The following is a 1,882-nucleotide window of genomic DNA, read 5'->3' on the forward strand; positions in this document are numbered from 1 at the left end:
GCAGGGTGTCCGGGCGGCGGGCGAAGTCGTCCTGACGACACGTGCGATCTGGGAAGGCGTACTGGAGCAGGCCGTTCGCGAGGATGAGGACGTGTATTACCTGGAGTTGTCCGAGGTGACGTTCATCGACGTCGCGGGCGCGGGTGCGCTCGCGACGGCCGCCGGGCAGCTCGGGGACGGCCGGCGGTTCGTGGTGCGGCAGCCGCCGCCGGCCCTGCGGCGGACGCTGGACCTGCTGTGGCCCGGCCACGCCGGGATCGAGGTGTCGGTGTCATGACCGCTCCCGTCGCCGAACCCTTCGGGCCCCTGGAGCCCTTCGTCCATCCCGCGCTCTTCTACCGCGACGAGGCCGAGTACCTCGACGTCACCGTGCCCTTCGTGCGCGAGGGCCTGGCGGCCGGCGAACCCGTGGCCGTCGCCGTGCCCGGCAAGAACCTCGCGATGATCCGGGACGCACTGGGCGAGTCCGCCGGGTCGGTGCGGCTGCTGGACATGCGCGAGGCCGGCCGCAACCCCGGGCGGATCATTCCCGGCGTGCTACGCGCGTTCGCCGACGCCCAGCCGCCCGGACGCCGCGTGCGGATCATCGGCGAGCCCATCTGGGCCGGGCGCTCCGACACCGAGTACCCCGCCTGCGTCCAGCACGAGGCGCTCATCAACGCGGCCTTCCGGGGCCGTACGGCGACCATCCTGTGCCCGTACGACGTCGAGCGGCTCCCCGAGCACGTCCTGGCCGACGCCTACGCCACCCATCCCACCGTCATCCCCTCCGGCTCCCGGCTGGAGCAGGGCAGCGACGCGTACGCGCCCGGGGACGTCGTCGACCGCTACAACGAGGCGCTGCCGCCCGTTCAGGACGCGCTGACGTTCGCCTTCGACTCCGGCTCGCTCTCCGAGGCCCGGCACGTGGCCGTCGGGGAGGGCGCGCGGCTCGGGCTCACCGGCGTCAAGCTGGACGACCTGGCCCTCGCCATGGCCGAGCTCACCACCAACAGCGTGGTGCACGGCGGCGGCCGCGGGGTGCTGCGGGTGTGGACCGAGGACGGGTACGTGGTCTGCGAGGTGCGCGACGAGGGGCGGCTCGCGGACCCGCTGGCCGGGCGCCGGCCCGTGCCCCGTGACCAGCGCGGCGGGCGCGGGCTGCTGCTGGTGAATCTCATCGCCGACCTGGTGCGGCTGCACCGGGGAGACGGCGGGACGACCGTGCGCTGCTGGTTCGCCCGCTGAGGGACCGTCGAGGGCGGGCCTCGTACCCCGGCGGCTCAGGAACCCAGCGGATCCAGCGCCAGCGGTTCGATCCTGCCCTCCAGCATCGCGCCGAGGCCCTGCACGGCGCACACGTCCGGGCGCTCGGCGATGTGCACGGGCATCCCGGTCGCCTGACGCAGCATCTGGTCCAGGCCCGGCAGCAGCGCACTGCCGCCGACCATCATGATGCCCCGGTCGGCGAGGTCGGCGACCAGGTCGGGCGGGCAGGAGCGCAGCACCTTGCCGATGCCGTCCAGGATGGCGGTGAGCGGCGTCTGGATGGCGTCCCGTACGGCGGCGGTGTCGACCTGGACGGAGCGGGCGAGGCCGGTGGCGACGTCCCGCCCGTGGATCTCCGTCGAGGCCGGGCCGTGCGGGGTGAGGCCGTTGCCGGACAGGGCGAGCTGCAACGGCCGTACCGACTGGCTGGGCAGCATCAGCTCGTGCTCGTGCCGCAGGTGCTGCACGATCGCCTGGTCGACGGCCTCGCCGCCCACCGGGATGCGCTCGGCGGTGACGATCGAGCCGAGGGACAGCACCGCCACCTGCGTCGCCGCCGCACCGCACACCATGATCATCGTGGCCTCGGGCTGCTCCACGGGCAGTCCGCAGCCGACGGCGGCGGACTGCCCGT

At 74.0% G+C, this 1,882-nt stretch carries 3 protein-coding genes; 2 read left to right on the plus strand and 1 reads right to left on the minus strand.

Annotation, left to right across the window (positions count from 1 at the left end; genetic code table 11):
• Together CCL05_RS43350 and CCL05_RS43355 are read left to right on the plus strand one after the other, a co-directional pair.
• On the plus strand, positions 1-277 hold a 277-nt coding region (locus tag CCL05_RS43350; RefSeq protein WP_086565915.1), incomplete at its 5' end, for an STAS domain-containing protein.
• Positions 274-1,227, plus strand: coding sequence for a sensor histidine kinase (locus CCL05_RS43355; protein WP_086565914.1), 954 nt, complete (start codon positions 274-276; stop codon positions 1,225-1,227). The genes CCL05_RS43350 and CCL05_RS43355, both read left to right, overlap by 4 nt.
• A gap of 35 nt (positions 1,228-1,262) precedes the next feature.
• Here the strand turns inward: CCL05_RS43355 and CCL05_RS43360 are convergent.
• A partial coding sequence (locus CCL05_RS43360; RefSeq protein ID WP_208641764.1) for a rod shape-determining protein occupies positions 1,263-1,882 on the minus strand: 620 nt, incomplete at its 5' end.

Source organism: Streptomyces africanus, assembly GCF_002150735.1.
GTDB classification, from domain to species: domain Bacteria; phylum Actinomycetota; class Actinomycetes; order Streptomycetales; family Streptomycetaceae; genus Streptomyces; species Streptomyces africanus.